The following is a 17,128-nucleotide window of genomic DNA, read 5'->3' on the forward strand; positions in this document are numbered from 1 at the left end:
CTTTGCACAAGGCTTATAGAAAGTAGCTACCTACACTCCCCAGAAACGCCACGCCTAGCAGTAGACACACGGCGCCACCCAAGGCAAAGCGCAAGGCCGGGTTGGTGGACCAGGCGTCCAAACAGCTATTTAGCAAACGTTGACGCCATGTCCCCAACCCTGCCGCGCCTGCGGCTTGCCGGGAGTTTGCACGCAAACGACTCAGATGCTCCTCGCTGATTCCATCCATGGCTTCCCACTCCAGCTTCCAGCGCAAGAAGGCGGCCTGATGCTCGGGATCAATGGACAACCAGGCCCGGAAAGCAGACTGGCTGCGGGCATCGTTCTGATGTTTGTGGTCGTGCTGTTTGAGCAGCCAGCTCAAGGCCTGCTCATCAATGTGCTGCATGTGTTCGTCCTTAGACATACGAACCAGCCGGACGCGGCACTGCCCCGTCCGCCCGATTGAGCGGTGCCGGATTATGGCGGCACGCCAACATGGCCATGCGGATATAGTGCTCAACCACTTGAGGGCTGGTGCCCATGCGTGTCGCAATTTCTTTGTAGTTCAGGCCCTCGAAGCGATGCAGCACAAAGGCTTCACGACGACGACGAGGCAAGGCCTCGATCATGGCCAGCATACGAGCACCCGGTTCTGAAGGAGCGTGAGCAGAGGCTTGTGTGCCACGCAGCATACGCAGGCAAAAACTTAAACCGTTACGGCAAAACGATTTCAGCATGGGCCACTCCCTAAAACACATTAAATGATAATGGTTCCTATTATCTTTACAGTTTTAGAGAAAGTCCAGCCCTGCTCAAGAAAGATTAACTCTGCTCACAAAATAAAAGATGGCCCCTCTCAAGTCTCTGCCAAAGAAAGGCTTTGCACCATTTCAGGGAGCACCGCAATCCAGGCGCTACAAACAGAGCGCAGCGTAGCCTGAAAAAGAGACTGTGTCCTTTCAGGAAATGCTCTCAACGACCTCTTCTTCTGTAAAGGGAAAGCCAACGCTAATCGCGCTGACCTCGCCAGACTCCTGGCCCCTGTTGGCTCCTCTTCGACAAGAGAAAGAGAGCCAAAGTAACTCAGAACGGAGCTAGTGCATAAAAAAAGCCCTGGCATGAAACCAGGGCTTTTTCCAGACGGCCCGCAGGCCGACTCAAAATAATCAGTTGCCGGGGCGCAGATTGGTAGACAGCACATTGATGATGCGCTTGGCTGTCGGCGTGGTCTGCTCCTGACCTTGCTGATCCAGCACCGTTACGCGAGTGCCAGCACCTTGGGCGCTCAGCTTGATGCGGAAGGGCGTGGCTTCGGCGGTGTTGCGGCTGCCGAAGATGCGGCCAATGATGTTTTGCTGCTCGATCTTCTCGCCGGTATCCGAATCCAGATAGCGGATGAAGAACTCGCCAGCGGAACGGTCACGATCCTCAACCGAGAAACCGGCGGAGTCGATGGCTACGCCAACACGACGCCATGCACGATCAAAGGACTCGTTCAGCATCAACTCAGCCTGATCGCCCTTGTCCGACGCCTGGACCTGAACGCTGGAAGGATCCTTGGAAGCGTTGGCTACTTGTTCACGTGCTGTTTCAATATCCGAGCCCAGGAAGACCATCATGCGAGCCAGCATGGCCGCATTCAGACCTGGATCTTCTTTGGCGAACACCCATTTAAAGGCGGAACCGTCTGCCGTGGGTGTTTCTTCCATGTGCTGGTGGGACACATAGATTTCGGTTTTGTTGCCGACACGCTCAAAGCGGGTACGGAAGCGGTCACGTTCGCCGCTATCAAAGACCTGGTCAATGATGGAACCCAAGGCACTGCGTATCCAGCTTTCTGGAATCTTGGCACGGTTTTCAGCCCAGTCGGTCTGAATCAAGCCGGCACGGGGATCCTGGGACTGAATGGTAAAACCATGCTCACCCCAGAAATCGACGATGCGGGGGAACAGGTCTTCCACGGGGCGGTCTACGACCAGCCAGCGCAGATCGCCATCGCGCATCACCTTGATGGCATCAGACTGAGGCAGGATCGTATCGGCACCGCCCTTGGCCTGCTGCGCGGTTTGACCTTGCGAGTAGACCGAGTAAGACGTGGCACCTTCTGGCGCACGGTAATGTGCGTCGCGGTTGGCCTGGGTCAGATCCGGCGGAATGCTCAAGGGATCGCCTGCTACCGTACTCTTGTAATTAACCGACTCGCCCTGGCCCATAATCTGGTCCATCGTCGAGCAGCCCGACAGCACCAACAGGCTCAAAGACAGCCCGATCAGGCTTTTATTAACTGGCTTTGCAATCATGGAAGAAGATCCGCAAGTTTCAAAGATTGACGCAGCAACTCGTGATGCTGTGCATTTAACGGCGTCAATGGTAAACGATATCCCAGCTGAGTAAGGCCCATTTCTGCAACTGCCCATTTCACGGGGATGGGGTTAGCCTCAACAAACAGGTTCTTGTTCAGACCTGCCAGATAGGCATTCAAACGGCGTACCGTCGGTACGTCCATATCCAAAGCGGCCTGGCACAACTGGCTCATCAGGCGTGGGGCCACGTTGGCCGTCACGGAGATATTGCCTTTGGCGCCCAGCAAGATATACGAAGCAGCGGTAGGATCATCGCCGCTGACCACTATGAAATCTTCGGGGGCATCACGCAGCAGCAAGCCGCCACGAGCCAGATCGCCCGTTGCGTCCTTGATACCGATGATGTTGGGGATTTGAGCCAGACGCAGCACGGTGTCGTTCTGCAGATCAGCCACGGTACGACCCGGCACGTTGTATAGGAACTGCGGCAGATCCACCGCTTCTGCAATGGCGCGGAAGTGCTGGTACATGCCTTCCTGAGTAGGACGGTTGTAGTAAGGCACCACCGACAAACCGGCGTCTGCACCCACTTCCTGGGCGTGACGCGACAGTTCGATGGCCTCGCGAGTGGAGTTGCCACCCACACCGGCAATCACGGGCACACGGCCAGCCGCGTGTTCAACGGCTACCTTGATCAGTTCAGCGTGCTCATCAACCGACACCGTGGGCGATTCGCCCGAGGTTCCAACGACCACCAGCACACGCGTTCCTTCCTGAATGTGCCAGTCGATCAGCTTTCGGTAAGCGGCAAAATCCAGACCCCCATTGGGATCCATGGGTGTAACAAGGGCAACCATGCTGCCCTGAAAATTGGAAATAGCAGAGTCCGAACTTGCCATGATGAGATGAATCTCCGGGTTTAAGGCCCTATAGCCGAAAAAAAATATGACTCACAAGTTTAACGGATAAGCCGTTAAATCATAAGAACCATTTCAATATGCCTTCGCCCAGCGCAATCAAGGGACTCATCAGGGTCCACAGTACGCCGGTAAACATCAGCAGGATCAAAATGACCATGCCATAAGGCTCGATACGAGAATAATGATAGGCCAAACGATTAGGCAATAGACTAAATACAATGCGCCCGCCATCCAAAGGCGGCAAAGGCAGCAGATTCAGTGCCATCAGAACCAGGTTGACCTGCACACCGGCCACCGCCATGCCCATCCAGAAGCGGCTGTCACCCTGCCCGATCTTGACCATCAAATGGGCATACAGAACCCACAAGATAGCCATCAGCATATTGGAGGCCGGTCCGGCCAGAGCAACCCAGAGCATGTCGCGCTTGGGATTGCGCAGGCGGCCCCAATCCACAGGGACGGGTTTAGCCCAGCCAAACAGAATGCCGCCCATGCCCATCATGGCGCTGGACAGCAACAGCACCGCCGGCACCACAATCGTGCCGATAGGGTCGATATGACGCAGTGGGTTCAGGCTGATACGACCGGCCAGCATGGCCGTCGGGTCGCCAAACATGCGGGCGACGTAGCCGTGGGCAGCTTCATGCAGCGTAATACCGAAAATGACTGGTAAAGCATAGACCGTCAAGGTCTGTATAAAAGAGTCCATGGTGATCCTTGGTCCAGGCCGGGGACTTATCCCCTACTTTTTCAAGACGATAAGTCGCCTGTCATCAGCCTGTCTGATTGGGACAGCGAGTGCTGCCCCAAGGTTCAGAATTGAAACACGGATAGGCACCTGGACGCGAGTTTTGTGCAAGCCCGCAGATCAGGACAGGCCCAAAGTGGCAGGATCACCCGAGCCACGACGCAACACCTCCGGCGTAGGGCCGGTCAGATCGATCACAGTAGTGGCCTGCAAGGGGCAAGGTCCACCATCGACAACCGCCGCCAACTGATGGGCATAACGGTCCAGAATTTCCTGGGCGTCGTTCAAGGGTTCGTCTTCGCCCTCAGGAATCAGCGTGGTGGAAATCAAAGGGCTGCCGACTTCTTCCATCAGGGCCAGGGCCACTTTCTGGTCGGGCACCCGAATACCAATGGTTTTGCGCGAAGGGTGCGACACGCGGCGCGGCACTTCCTTGGTAGCTTCCAAAATGAACGTCCACGGGCCAGGGGTGGCCATCTTCAACAAGCGATACTGCGGGTTATCCACTTTGGCAAAGTGGCTGATCTCGGCCAGATCACGACACAGCAAGGTCAGATGATGACGATCATCCAAGCCACGCAAACGACGCAGGTTGTCAGCGGCGGACTTGTCATCCAAGCGAGCGACAACGGCATAACTGGAATCGGTAGGAATGGCGAGCAGCCCTCCTTTCGCCAATAGTTCGGCTGCTTGAGCCAATGCGCGGGGTTGAGGATTTTCGGGATGAACGACGAATAATTGAGACATTTCGCGCTTCCTTGCTATTACGAGGGGAAATCATTAAACCTGAGTCACGCTCTAACCGGCAAGACCGGAGCAAGACTCAGGGTCGAAGTATTCTTGCACGAGTGTTGCATTCTTTAAAAAAAGCATGCTAGAATACATTTTTTACTTCACAGCCCACCTTGATGTAGGCCAGAAGCAAAAAAGCAGTCAACAGTGGTGACCGTAGCTCAGTTGGTAGAGTCCCGGATTGTGATTCCGGTTGTCGTGGGTTCGAGCCCCATCGGTCACCCCAGAAATTTACCGCTTCCAAGGTTTTGCAACTCTCCTTAAATGGTGACAAGACCAGGAACTGGAAAAAACATACTTGAAAGCCCGCCACGCAGCGGGCTTTTTTGCGTTTGTTCATCGTAACAAGTTTGCCGCCTTCGCACACCCCACGCAAGTTCAGGCTGGACATTAAACTGTGTTTGATTGTGAACCCCAGGCCAGTCCTGGCTTTCGCCTGCGACCCAGCCCTTCGAGTTGGCAGGCCCGCACAGCAAAAGCCCCTCCCCCATCAAACACCCGGCATTTCAGCCCGCCTCCTCTGTAATAGAAACTGGCACAAAACCACGCTTTCTTATACTCTAATCTGTCCCATTTTCTGGAAGTTTGCTGATGACACTCGGTTTCCCCTGCTGGGATCAAGCACCCGTCAATTGGGACTGGCTTGCACAGGATGAAGATGGCCAATGGTTCTGGTATGGCGTCCAGCCCTCGCCTGGCATAGGCGGTGGCGTATGGCGCTCTCCCTCCCGCCTGCAACAGTTTGCCGCCCGCGGCGAACCGAACCCGTCCTGGATGCACAGCCTCTACCAACGCCCGGACCTGCCTGACAAGAACCGTAGCACCTGAACCCATGCAAGAGCATCTGATACACCTGCGCTCCCTGCTGCACGATTACTGGCCGCATCTAGCCTTGGCGCTCAGCGTGATACTGGGCGCTTCAGCGGCCATTCATGCCGCCATGACCAAAAATGATGTCCGCGCCGCCATCAGCTGGGTGGGCGTCATCATCATGTCGCCCCTATTGGGACCGTTTCTGTATCTGATCGCGGGGATCAACCGCGTACGCAGACAAAGCCTTCTGGAACAAAGTGCAGACGTGTTCTATGAACAGGTCACCTATCTGCACCCTCCCGTCTCGGACATTGGTGCCCTGGTCGGCGCACCGTTTCGCTCTTTGCAAATTCTGGGTGACCGCGTCAGCCGCAGCCAATTACGCAATGGCAATAATGTGCGCGTTCTGGTCGGCGGCGATCAGGCTTATCCTGCCATGCTGGAAGCCATTGATCAGGCCCACAGCACCATTGCCTTGCAAAGCTATATCTTCGATAGCGATCGCCTGGGGCGCGAATTTGTCAGCGCCCTGTCGCGCGCCCATCAACGTGGCGTGCAGATTCGCGTACTGGTCGACGCTATTGGCGCTAAATATTCGCGTACGCCCATTGTGCGATTGCTGCGCCGCGAAGGCATACGCTGCGCTTTGTTCATGACCAACCCCCTGGGCTTTCTGCGCATGCCCTACGCCAATCTGCGCAGTCACCGCAAATTGCTGATTGTGGATGGCACGGTAGGTTTTACCGGCGGCATGAATCTGCGTGAGTCCTTTATGGCGCAGTACAGCGACGGCAAGCCCTCTCAAGACACCCATTTCCGCCTGGAAGGCCCGGCAGTCATGCAATTGCTGGCTTCTTTCCGCCACGACTGGCAGTTCACGACTCGCGAAGATCTATCGCCCGCTTACTGGCATGCCAGTTCCTCGCCCGCCCCCAGACCTCACGTTCCGGCTCGCTGCATTGCTTCGGGCCCGGACCGTTTCATGGCCAGTACCCACCATATGCTGCAAGGGGCGTTTGCCATTGCCCAGCGCCATATCCGTATTCAGTCTCCCTACTTTCTGCCCGATCAGATCCTGTTGGGTGCCTTGAACACCGCCGCCCGACGCGGCATTCAAGTGGATATCGTCATCCCCGGGCAAAATAATCTGCGCCTGGTCAATTACGCCATGACAGCCCAACTGGATCAGGTGCTGCGCGCAGGCTGCCGGGTCTGGCGCGCCAGCGGCCCCTTCAACCACTCCAAGCTCATGACGATTGACGGAGTCTGGTCTTATATTGGTTCGTCCAATCTGGACCCGCGCAGCTTGCGATTGAACTTCGAGCTGGACGTAGAAATCTACAGCCGCGACACGGCCCGCCAAATCCAGAACCTGATTGATCTGGAAATTGAGGACGCCGAAGCCGTCAGCCTGGAGTCCTTAAGTTCAATCGGCTTTGGCAAGCGCTTGCGCAACCGCCTGATCTGGCTGGCCAGCCCCTATCTGTAATGTGTGCGCACCTGAAACTGCTGCAAGCTTCAAGAAAGCCCCTGGCTTGCACAATCTTTCAATCCGCTTGCGCACCCACCCTTTATAATCAAGCGCTTAAACGGTCTACACAGACAGGCGTGCCGTTCCAAAACAGACTTGAGCGCCATTAAAAAAACAATGTCCGAGCTTTCTTATTCCGACCTGGCCCAATGGGCCGCCCACCATCTGGAAAACCGCCCCCCCCGAGCCAAGTCCCTGGTCATGACCTTGTTTGGCGACGTGATTCGCCCACATGGCGGCAAACTTTGGCTAGGCAGTTTGATTCAGTTGCTGGCCCCCTTCGGGATCAGCGACCGACTGGTGCGCACCAGCGTGTACAGGCTGGCCGAGGAGGGCTGGCTGAGCGCGCAGCGCGAAGGGCGACGCAGCCAGTACACCTTGCGTCCCGAAGCCAGCCAGCGCTTCGAACACGCGTATCAACGCATCTACACCCCGACCTATCTGGCCTGGGACGGGCAATGGACGCTGATCTTCAGCATGCCCAGCTTGATGATGAACTCCAAGCAACGGGCAGACCTGCGCAAGGAACTGCTGTGGGAAGGTTTTTGCGCCTTGTCACCCACGGCTTTCCTGCACCCCAACCCGGATCACACGATTCTGGACTACATCCTGCAGGCGACACAGGCGCAGTCGCAGGTGTATGTGGGCAAGCTGGAACCTTCCCAACTGCCGCAAACCCGCCCTCTGTCCCAACTGATTCAGGACAGCTGGGATCTGGCCCAGGTGGCCAGCGGCTACGGTCAGTTCATCCAGCGCTTTGCGCCCGCTCTGGCCATGCTGGATGCAGGCCACGACTATAACGACGAGCTGGCCTTTGTGATTCGCACCCTGCTGATTCACGAGTTCCGCCGTATTCAGCTGCACGACCCTCAACTGCCTATTGAGCTGCTGCCAGCAGGCTGGGCAGGGAAACAGGCTTATGAGCTGTGCCGGGATGTATACCGTCAGGTCTGCGGCAAGGCCGAGCGCTATATTCTGTCCACCTTGCGGGCCGAGGATGAACAGGCACCGGAGGCCGCCGCCTACTTCTACGAGCGTTTTGACGGCCTGCCCGTCCCGTCCGAGACTCAGGCCTGAAGCTGAATCCCTGAATAGAGAGACTGACTGCTGTGTGCTTGATATCCGCAGCACACGACCAGCAGTACTGACCGCAATAGCTGTATGGGCAAATAAAAAACCCGGTATGATCTGAATCACACCGGGTTTTTTTGCGCCCTTAACAATCAGGCTCAGGCACGGGCAAACAAGCCCGGCCTGTCAGAGCAGATTAGTGCGCAGACGCTGCCTCTGCACCCACACCTGTCTCGGAGCGTACCGACTGAGCCTCGAAACCAGCACGGTCGATCTCGGCACGTGGGCTACGGTCAGTGATCGAGAAGAACCAGATCGCCACGAAAGCCAAAGGCATGGAGAACAGCGCTGCCGATGCATAAGGGAATGGCGAAGAACCGGCTGGATTGCCCAGCGTAGCTTCCCACACCGAAGGCGAGAGCAAAGTCAGCAGCAAGGCAACGATCAAGCCCAGGAAACCACCAATCGTGGCACCACGTGTCGTGCAGCCTTTCCACAGAATGGACAGGAACAGGACCGGGAAGTTAGCCGAGGCAGCAATCGCGAAGGCCAGAGACACCATGAAGGCGATGTTCTGCTTCTCGAAAATAATACCCAGCAACACGGCAACCACACCCAGGATCAAGGTGGTAGTGCGCGATACACGCATGACTTCCTCGTTCGTGGCTTCGCCCTTCTTGATCAGCGTGGAGTACAGGTCGTGCGACACGGCGGATGTACCGGAGAGCGTCAAACCAGCCACCACAGCCAGAATCGTGGCAAACGCCACTGCCGACATAAAGCCCAGGAACACGTCGCCACCAACAGCATCAGCCAAGTGCACAGCGGCCATATTAGAACCGCCAATCAGATCGCCGCCAACTTCCAGGAAGCGGGGATTGGTGGACACCAGCACGATAGCGCCGAAACCAATAATGAAGGTCAGGATGTAGAAGTAACCAATCCAGGTGGTTGCCCAGAACACGGATTTACGTGCTTCTTTTGCATCAGGCACGGTAAAGAAACGCATCAGAATGTGTGGCAGACCAGCAGTACCAAACATCAGAGCCATACCGAAGGAAATCGCGCTGATAGGGTCCTTGATGAAGTTGCCGGGGCCCATGATGGCTTGACCAATTGTGGAGGCCTGGACAGCATCTTTACCGGCTGCAATAGCGGCATCTGTCTTGACCTGCACAGCGGCGGCGAACAGTTTTTCTGGCGAAAAACCATACTGTGCCAGCACCATGATGGCCATGAAGGAAGCACCGAACAGCAGCAGGCCAGCCTTGATGATCTGCACCCAGGTGGTGGCTGTCATGCCGCCAAACAGCACGTAGACCATCATCAACACGCCCACCAGCACCACGGCCACCCAGTACTCCAGACCAAACAGCAGCTTGATCAGCTGACCGGCGCCTACCATCTGTGCGATCAGATAGAACAGAACCACAACCAGCGTGCCCGAGGCGGCAAAGGCGCGGATAGGACCTTGACGGAAGCGGTAAGCGGCTACGTCAGCAAAGGTGAATTTGCCCAGGTTACGCAGCTTTTCTGCCAGCAGGAATGTAATGATGGGCCAGCCGACCAGAAAGCCGATGGAGTAGATCAGGCCATCGTAGCCGTTGATCATCACCGCCGCCGAAATACCCAAAAAGGAAGCCGCAGACATATAGTCACCGGCAATGGCCAGGCCGTTTTGAAAGCCTGTAATACCGCCACCTGCCGTGTAAAAGTCAGAGACCGACTTGGTGCGGGCAGCCGCCCATTTGGTAATCCACAAGGTCGCCAGCACAAAGACCGCAAACATGCCGATGGCGGTCCAGTTGGTCGGCTGCTTTTGCAGCTCGCCCAGATCGCCGCCAGCTGCCAGCAAGGCAGGACTGGCCAGCATCAGGCCCAGAGCCAGGCCGGAACGAAGGTAGGAATGCTTCATTTACGCACCTCCTCAAGGACGTCCTTGGCCATCTGGTCAAATTTGGTATTGGCGCGCCAGACATAAATGCCCGTAATGACAACAGCCAACACAATGACTCCAAAACCAATAGGAATACCCAGGGTCATGACGCCATCACCCAAGCGCTCTGCAAACAATTCCTTGTCGAAAGCAATAATGCCGATGTAACTGTAGTAAGCCACCAGCATGACGATGGTGAGTATCCAACCCAGCCGCAACCGGGTCTTGACCAGATTCTGATAGCGAGGATTGGCCGTAATCCGACCTACAAGGGGGTCTTGCATAGTTTGTCTCCGCATTGTTCTGAACGCCTTATTTTGCTGGCGTATCTTATTGAACCGGCCCAGCCTGAAAAGGCTGAAAACGGCGCTATGAAGACGCCTGCCGACGTCTATGCGGTGAACATTAGAGCCCGACACTTACACCATACTTACTAAATGCATCGGCTCAGGGTAATGCCTAGGAGCAGAAAAGCACGCAAGAAAAAGGGAGTAAGGTTGGCGCGGGTGGAGGGGTTCGAACCCCCGGCCCCAGGCTTAGAAGGCCTGTGCTCTATCCAACTGAGCTACACCCGCCAGGTGATGGTGGCATCGTCAAAACTGTCAGGCGATGCAAGGTCCGAGATAACGGACCGTAAGGAATAAGGACCGAATTCAAGGCCCATTTTTTGTAAAAAAACAGACCTGAAAAGGACAATCGAATATTCTAGCCTGAAAATCTGTTTTAGATAAGCAGCACTCTAGTCAGAGTGTCAATACTGTAAGAAAAATAATTATAGGTAGTATTTTTAGTCGCAAATGGTACAGTCGTGTACGGATTAACCCGTTTTCCTGGACTTTTCTCCATGCCGACCAAAAAGAAACTAAGCAAGCACTCTTTAATACTATCGGCCCCCTTTCTTATCTTGAGCGCAGTCCTGAATACCGCACAGGCAGGTATCAGCTATCAGTTGCGCCAAGTACAGGCCAGTTCTGGTGAAACCGTCGATATTGACGCCATCGTCTACAACGACACAGGCAGCTTGATGAGCTGGACCGCCCCGCAAAACCTGGTTTTGCAGTGGCGCGACAATAACGGCAACGTCATCCGCAGCCTGGCCGAGCTGGTCAGCCCGCGGCCCCGAGCATCCATCCCCATCAACAACTTCACCGCCTACAGTTGGCGAGCTGTGGTCCCCAATGGTTTGACCGGCTTGCAAGCCGTCAATATTGAAGGCGAGCGTGTGATGTTGGCGCTGGACACCAATCCGGAAGGCCAAAGCCCGATTACCTCGCAACCGGCAAACGCCGCTGTGGTGAACGCAGGTGCTGGCCATGACCCACGTGTCATTGACCCTGCCCTGCCCTATGCCCAGGCCGTCGCGGCCGGAGCACAACGCGAAGGGCCAGCCATCAATAACGGACAAGGCCTGAAACCCGCAAACTCCAGTTTCGAGAACTTCAGCAACGCGATTTCGGCTCACGACCCGACCTACTTTATTGTCGGCAATAAAGGCGGCACCAATGCCCGCTTCCAGCTGAGCTTCAAGTACCGTCTGCATTCGCCGGATGATCCTAGCAATCCGAAGTTCTACGATCACTTCTACATTGGCTATACGCAAACAGCCCTGTGGGATCTGCATGCCGACTCCAAGCCTTTTGTAGACACCACCTACCGCCCCAGCTTCTTCTGGCGTAAGGACTCCATCTGGGAATCCGAGCAGAAACGTCTGTTCATGGGTCTGGCCACCGGCTACGAACACGCTTCTAACGGCAAGGCCGGTGATGACTCGCGCTCCATGAACGAGGTCTTCATCCAGCCCGAATTCAATTACCGCTTTGATCACGGTGCCACACTGACGTTTGCCCCACGCATCAAGCACTATGTGTTCATGGGCGAGAACGCAGACTGGGCACACTACCGTGGCCGTTACGACTGGAAAGTCCGCTACGCCCAGGACAACGGACTGGTACTGTCTGGCATGTACAACAAGGGCGCGGGCAGCCGCAATACGCATGAGTTCACGATTGCCTGGCCACTGAACCGCACACCTTTGAACATGAATGGCTATCTCTACGGCCAGTACTTCTCGGGCTATGCGGAAACCATGCTGGGCTACCGCGATCGCTCTTCGCAGTTCCGTATCGGTCTGGCGCTGGTGCCGTAAGCGCTTCTACAACAGTCCCCCACCGCGTCGGCTTCCCATGCCGGCGCGGGCCATATCATGATCACAGGCCTGAATCAGAAAGCGCTGAAACAAGGCCACCAATCCTTCCGGCTCACGTCCTTTGGGCCACAACAAGCCCACCTCTACCGACTCCACCGGGTCATGAATCCCGATGGCATGGATACGCTTGCCTTCCAGAGACCAGGGCCGGTAAACCATATCTGACAAGATTGCCACCCCAAAGCCATAAGCCACCAAACCGCGCACCGCCTCCAGGGAGCGGGTCCGCATAGCGACACGCTCCGGAAAGCCGGGGCTACCCCAATGTCGCATGGCCGCCGTATCGGCATCGTCCACCGTCAGAAAGATGTAGGGATAGTTGTTGACCTGCTCCAGGGACACACTGGACTCATTGGCCAGGGCATGTTGATCCGACACCCATAAGCGCCGGCGGGAACTGCTCAGGCGATGGTGCCCGAACATGGCCAAATCGGTGATATTCGACAAAATAGCAACACCCAGATCGATACGCTCGCCCTCCAGTGCGGCCTCCATTTCGGGGCGCTCCATATCCACCAGCTCGATGTCGATATTCGGATAGCTGTGCTTGAAACGACTGATCAGATCAGGCAAGAAGTAGCCTAGAACCGTATAGCCCGCGGCTACCCGAATCTGCCCTTCGATATTTTGTCGCCGCAAATCTGCATGGTTCAGCGCATCGCTGACGGCATCAATCACGTGATGGGCGTGGTGAAAGAACGCCTGTCCCTGTGGCGTTAACTCCACACCGTGGGGCAAACGCTCAAACAAGGCCACATTCAGCTGGCGCTCCAGACTTTGCACCGCATTACTGATGGCCGACTGCGAGACATTCTCCGCCTGGGCCGCCGCCGAGAACTGCCCGCTGACCGCCGCAGCAATGAAATATCGAAACTGCCTCAGAGTCACTTCGTGCTTCATAGCCATCCGTTTTTCAGATATCAGGTACACGTAAATTTGATTTTACGATAACAAAAAGCTGCCCTAGACTAAAGAACAAACTACAACAACTTGCACGAAAACCATCCTTCTTGCAGGAGACAAACTCATGAACGCCCCACTCAACAAACCTTACAAGGCCATGTTGGAATCCGTGTCCCTGGATGACAAATACACTGTCACCAAGGGCCGCGCCTATATGAGCGGCACCCAAGCCCTGGTGCGCTTGCCCATGCTGCAGAAAGAACGGGACCGGCGCGCCGGTCTGAATACAGCAGGCTTCATCTCTGGCTACCGGGGCTCCCCATTAGGGAGCGTAGACCAGGCTCTGTGGCAAGCCAGCAAACACCTGAAAGAACACGACATCGTGTTCAAACCCGGTCTGAACGAAGATCTGGCCGCTACCGCCGTCTGGGGTAGCCAGCAAACCAATCTGTACCCCAGTGCACGTTTCGACGGCACCTTTGCCATGTGGTACGGCAAGGGCCCTGGCGTGGACCGTTCCATGGACGTGTTCAAGCATGCCAACTCGGCTGGTAGCGCCCGACACGGCGGTGTGCTGGTACTGGCAGGCGATGACCACGGTGCCAAATCCTCCACTGTTGCCCACCAGTCCGATCACGTTTTCGCCGCCGCCGGTATTCCCGTGCTCTACCCGGCCAACGTGCAGGAATACCTGGACTTTGGCCAGCACGGCTGGGCCATGAGCCGTTTCTCCGGCCTGTGGGTAGCCTTGAAATGCGTCACCGAAGTAGTGGAGTCAAACGCCTCAGTTGATCTGGACCCGGACAGCCTGAACATTGTCCTGCCCGAGATCGAGGACATGCCCGCCGATGGCCTGAACATCCGCTGGCCAGACCCGCCACTGGCGCAAGAAGCCCGCATGATGAACCACAAGTGGTACGCCGCTCTGGCTTATGTGCGCGCCAACAAATTGAACCGCGTCGAGATTGATTCGCCCGAAGCCCGCTTTGGCATCATGACGGCGGGTAAAGCCTATCTGGATACCCGTCAGGCACTGGCCGATCTGGGCCTGTCCGACGAGCTATGCGCCGAGCTAGGTATCCGACTATTTAAAGTGGGCTGTATTTGGCCCCTGGACGGGCAAGACGCCCGCCAGTTCGCAACCGGCCTGTCCGAAATTCTGGTGGTGGAAGAAAAACGCCAGATTCTGGAATATGCACTGAAAGAAGAGCTGTACAACTGGCGCGATGACGTACGTCCCAAGGTCTACGGCAAGTTTGACGAGACCGAACACGGTGGCGGCGAATGGTCCAGCTTGCGCTCGCCCTGGCTACTCCCTCCTCAAGGTGAACTGTCTCCTGCGATTATTGCGCGCGCCATTGCCCGCCGCTTGTGCACCATGGACATTTCCGAGGAGCTGCAAGCCCGCATCCAGGCCCGTCTGGCCATTCTGGATGCCAAGGACCGCGAAGCCCGTATGCCGCGCGTCAGCGTAGAGCGCAAGCCCTGGTTCTGTTCGGGCTGTCCGCACAATACCTCCACTCGCGTGCCCGAAGGCTCGCGCGCCATGGCCGGGATTGGCTGTCACTACATGACGGTCTGGATGGATCGCAGCACCTCCACCTTCAGTCATATGGGCGGCGAAGGCGTCGCCTGGATTGGCCAACAACCCTTTACCGATGAAAAACACGTCTTCGCCAACCTGGGCGATGGCACGTATTTCCATTCGGGAATTTTGGCGATCCGAGCCTCGATCGCAGCCAACTCCAATATCACCTACAAGATTCTGTATAACGATGCCGTCGCCATGACAGGCGGCCAACCCGTAGACGGGATCTTGAAAGTCACCGACGTCATTGCCCAGGTCCATGCCGAGGGCGCTCGCAAGATTGTGGTGGTCACCGACGAGCCCGAGAAATTCAAGGGCGTGACCCTGGCTGGCGACCCGCCTGTGTATCACCGTGATGAGCTGGACCGCGTACAGCGCGAGCTGCGCGAAGTGCCCGGCACCACCATCCTGGTCTACGACCAGACCTGCGCCACGGAAAAACGCCGTCGCCGCAAGAAAGGGACTTACCCGGACCCTGCCCTGCGCGCCTTCATCAACGACACGGTCTGTGAAGGCTGCGGTGACTGCTCGGTCAAATCCAACTGCTTGTCCGTTGAGCCTCTGGACACCCCTATGGGCTCCAAGCGCCGCATCAACCAGTCCTCCTGTAATAAGGACTTCTCCTGCGTTAACGGTTTCTGCCCCAGCTTTGTCACGCTGAAAGGGGCGCAGGTACGCAAGCCGGAAGCTCAGGGCCGTTCGCTGGAGTCCTTCAATCTGGCCGATCTGCCTTTGCCCAAACTGCCGGATCTGGACAAGACCTACGGTATTTTGATCGCCGGTATTGGCGGCACAGGTGTTGTGACGGTAGGCGGCCTGCTGGGTATGGCTGCTCATATCGAGCAAAAAGGGGTCAGCGTCCTAGATATGGCCGGTTTGGCCCAGAAAGGTGGTGCGGTGCTAAGCCACGTGCAAATTGCACGCCAGCCCGATCTGCTCCATGCCACCCGCGTTCCAACGGGCGAGGCCTCCTTGCTGATTGGCAGTGATGCTCTGGTTAGCGCCTCCACGGATGTACTGAGCCGTGTCAGCCGCGATCGCACCCACACCATTATCAACACCGCAGCTAGCCCGACTTCGGATCTGATCGGCAATGCGCACTGGAAATTCCCGCTGCAAACTGCCTGCACGGATATTGAAAATGCCGTGGGTAAGGAAATCCGCTATCTGGACGCCAATGCCCTGGCCGTACACGTTATGGGCGATGCGCTCTATGCCAACCCCATCTTGCTGGGTTATGCCTTCCAGCGCGGCTGGATTCCGCTGCATATGGACAGCTTGCTGCGCGCTATCGAACTGAACGGCGTCGCTGTCAAAGCCAACCGTGAAGCCTTCCAGTGGGGGCGTCTGGCGGCTGAAAAGGGTATCGAAGCCTTGATGGAAGGTGCGACACCCAAAGCCCGTGAAGTCACTTTCCCTGAAAGTGTGCAGTCCCTGATCAAGCGCATGGAAGAACACCTGACTGCGTATCAGAATCCGGCCTGGGCCAAGCGCTACCGCGACGCCATCAACAAGGTCATGGAACGCGAATCGCGCCTGAATCAGGACAAGGCTCTACCCCTGACTCGTATCGCCGCCACGCAGCTGGCCAAGCTGATGAGCTACAAGGACGAGTACGAAGTGGCCCGCCTTTACACCGACCCGGCCTTCCTGGACAAGCTGCGTGCCCAGTTTGCGGGTGAGCCTGGCAAGGACTACCAGATTGAATACCATCTGGCCCCGCCCTTGCTCGGTCGCAAGAACAGCCAGGGTCAGCCAGTCAAGAGCAAGTTTGGCCCTTCGACCCGCAGCTTGTTCAAGATTCTGGCCCGTCTGCGTGGTTTGCGCGGTGGTGCGCTGGATATCTTTGGCTACACCCAGGAACGCCGTCAGGAACGTCAGAACATTGAGGACTATCTGGCCGACCTGAATGAAGTCAGCGCCCACCTGGATGCGGACAATATGGAAGTGGCCCAGCGCTGGTTGAACTACCCGGATCTGATCCGTGGCTACGGCCATGTCAAAGATGCGGGCCACGTCAAAGCCTACGCCCAGCGTGAACAACAACGCAGCCAGTTCCGTTCTCGTACCGAACCCAGCCAACGCGTTGCCTAAACCTATCGCCAGCCCTGGGAACACAGGGCTGGCTCCCCTTAACTCCTCCTTAGCGGCAGGCTGTCTTTCAAAGCGGCCTGCTTTTTTTTCGTCTTTAAACCCCGAACCGGCATGCGGCCACACTTCCCCGAGAAGCCCAAGCGTTTAGCAAGATAGTTTGCTCAGTAAACTGACATACAATCGTGCAATTCGATGCCAGTGCCACCGTCCGTGGCAATTAGGTCGACCAGGACCACATTTT

General features: G+C 56.5%; 14 protein-coding genes and 2 tRNA genes. 6 read left to right on the forward strand and 10 right to left on the reverse strand.

The annotated features are described in order from the left end of the window. Positions 1–13: 13 nt before the first annotated feature. The 6 genes from OSH04_RS05330 to OSH04_RS05355 form a co-directional block, all read right to left on the reverse strand. Positions 14–388 carry a FecR/PupR family sigma factor regulator gene (locus tag OSH04_RS05330; RefSeq protein WP_226348567.1) on the reverse strand — a complete coding sequence of 125 codons (375 nt, stop codon included), beginning with the start codon at positions 386–388 and terminating at the stop codon, positions 14–16. Between the two features lie 10 nt (positions 389–398). After that, positions 399–719, reverse strand: coding sequence for a sigma factor-like helix-turn-helix DNA-binding protein (locus OSH04_RS05335; protein ID WP_083054060.1), 321 nt, complete (start codon positions 717–719; stop codon positions 399–401). A gap of 429 nt (positions 720–1,148) precedes the next feature. Then, positions 1,149–2,282: an outer membrane protein assembly factor BamC gene (gene bamC / locus OSH04_RS05340; protein ID WP_009457893.1), complete on the reverse strand. Its 1,134-nt coding sequence runs from the start codon at positions 2,280–2,282 to the stop codon at positions 1,149–1,151. Beyond that, positions 2,279–3,184 (reverse strand): 4-hydroxy-tetrahydrodipicolinate synthase, encoded by a 906-nt coding sequence (dapA, locus tag OSH04_RS05345; RefSeq protein WP_009457899.1) that lies wholly within the window; start codon positions 3,182–3,184, stop codon positions 2,279–2,281. Before dapA ends, bamC begins: the two co-directional genes overlap by 4 nt. A gap of 79 nt (positions 3,185–3,263) precedes the next feature. Continuing rightward, the gene (locus OSH04_RS05350) at positions 3,264–3,914 is read right to left on the reverse strand and encodes a site-2 protease family protein (RefSeq protein WP_022983510.1); all 651 of its coding nucleotides are present in this window, start codon (positions 3,912–3,914) and stop codon (positions 3,264–3,266) included. 159 nt (positions 3,915–4,073) lie between these two features. Next, entirely contained in the window at positions 4,074–4,700 is a 627-nt protein-coding gene (locus OSH04_RS05355; RefSeq protein WP_009457902.1) for an L-threonylcarbamoyladenylate synthase, read from the reverse strand. Positions 4,701–4,895: 195 nt separating this feature from the next. Here OSH04_RS05355 and OSH04_RS05360 point away from each other — a divergent pair. The 4 genes from OSH04_RS05360 (at position 4,896) to paaX (ending at position 8,166) form a co-directional block, all read left to right on the forward strand. After that, positions 4,896–4,971, forward strand: a tRNA-His gene (locus tag OSH04_RS05360). Between the two features lie 365 nt (positions 4,972–5,336). Continuing rightward, positions 5,337–5,573 carry a hypothetical protein gene (locus OSH04_RS05365; protein WP_022983509.1) on the forward strand — a complete coding sequence of 79 codons (237 nt, stop codon included), beginning with the start codon at positions 5,337–5,339 and terminating at the stop codon, positions 5,571–5,573. 4 nt (positions 5,574–5,577) lie between these two features. After that, positions 5,578–7,047 (forward strand): phospholipase D-like domain-containing protein, encoded by a 1,470-nt coding sequence (locus OSH04_RS05370; protein ID WP_026485269.1) that lies wholly within the window; start codon positions 5,578–5,580, stop codon positions 7,045–7,047. A 159-nt stretch (positions 7,048–7,206) separates the two neighbouring features. Then, positions 7,207–8,166, forward strand: coding sequence for a phenylacetic acid degradation operon negative regulatory protein PaaX (gene paaX, locus OSH04_RS05375; protein WP_137431306.1), 960 nt, complete (start codon positions 7,207–7,209; stop codon positions 8,164–8,166). 190 nt (positions 8,167–8,356) lie between these two features. Here the strand turns inward: paaX and OSH04_RS05380 are convergent, their stop codons facing one another. The 3 genes from OSH04_RS05380 to OSH04_RS05390 all read right to left on the reverse strand — a co-directional run bounded on the left by OSH04_RS05380 (position 8,357) and on the right by OSH04_RS05390 (position 10,671). Continuing rightward, on the reverse strand, positions 8,357–10,075 hold the full coding sequence (locus OSH04_RS05380; RefSeq protein WP_035270945.1) for a cation acetate symporter: 1,719 nt from the start codon (positions 10,073–10,075) through the stop codon (positions 8,357–8,359). Next, entirely contained in the window at positions 10,072–10,380 is a 309-nt protein-coding gene (locus tag OSH04_RS05385; RefSeq protein ID WP_009457917.1) for a DUF485 domain-containing protein, read from the reverse strand. The genes OSH04_RS05380 and OSH04_RS05385 overlap by 4 nt, the downstream gene beginning before the upstream one ends. Positions 10,381–10,594: 214 nt before the next feature. Continuing rightward, positions 10,595–10,671, reverse strand: a tRNA-Arg gene (locus OSH04_RS05390). A gap of 269 nt (positions 10,672–10,940) precedes the next feature. On the opposite strand from OSH04_RS05390, the gene OSH04_RS05395 reads away from it, so the two are divergent. After that, complete coding sequence (locus OSH04_RS05395) at positions 10,941–12,242, forward strand: phospholipase A (protein ID WP_009457919.1); 1,302 nt, start codon at positions 10,941–10,943, stop codon at positions 12,240–12,242. A 6-nt stretch (positions 12,243–12,248) separates the two neighbouring features. On the opposite strand, the gene OSH04_RS05400 is transcribed toward OSH04_RS05395, so the two are convergent. After that, positions 12,249–13,202: a LysR family transcriptional regulator gene (locus OSH04_RS05400; protein ID WP_407066155.1), complete on the reverse strand. Its 954-nt coding sequence runs from the start codon at positions 13,200–13,202 to the stop codon at positions 12,249–12,251. Between the two features lie 127 nt (positions 13,203–13,329). On the opposite strand from OSH04_RS05400, the gene OSH04_RS05405 reads away from it, so the two are divergent. After that, entirely contained in the window at positions 13,330–16,887 is a 3,558-nt protein-coding gene (locus tag OSH04_RS05405; RefSeq protein ID WP_266108079.1) for an indolepyruvate ferredoxin oxidoreductase family protein, read from the forward strand. Positions 16,888–17,128: the final 241 nt, after the last annotated feature.

It is taken from the genome of Alcaligenes nematophilus, from assembly GCF_026344155.1.
Classification (GTDB): domain Bacteria; phylum Pseudomonadota; class Gammaproteobacteria; order Burkholderiales; family Burkholderiaceae_B; genus Alcaligenes; species Alcaligenes phenolicus.